Genomic DNA, 253 nt, shown 5'->3' on the forward strand with positions numbered 1-253 from the left:
AGGGATTCTATATTTTCAAACTAATTTGGGACTTATTGGAAACTCCTCTGTTTTAGAGACAATAGAGTCTCTGGGAAGTAATATGAATGTACTACTTTACGGGCCCCCGGGAACCGGGAAGACTTACGTGATGCAACGTATATGGGAAGATATTCGAAATCCAGTAAGTGATGTTGTGGAGGTTGACGTTTTAAATGTAGGTAATCCATTTATATTAACCAAAGATCCACTTGGTGATTTTAAAGGGAAAATA

1 protein-coding gene is annotated in these 253 nt (G+C 37.5%); it reads left to right on the forward strand.

Annotation, left to right across the window (positions count from 1 at the left end):
• Positions 1–82: 82 nt before the first annotated feature.
• Positions 83–253, forward strand: a 171-nt coding sequence (locus tag KIH86_RS30100) for an AAA family ATPase (RefSeq protein WP_223110467.1), incomplete at its 3' end; no start/stop codon positions are given.

It is taken from the genome of Paenibacillus sinensis (genome assembly GCF_019904155.1).
Lineage (GTDB): Bacteria > Bacillota > Bacilli > Paenibacillales > Paenibacillaceae > Paenibacillus_AQ > Paenibacillus_AQ sinensis.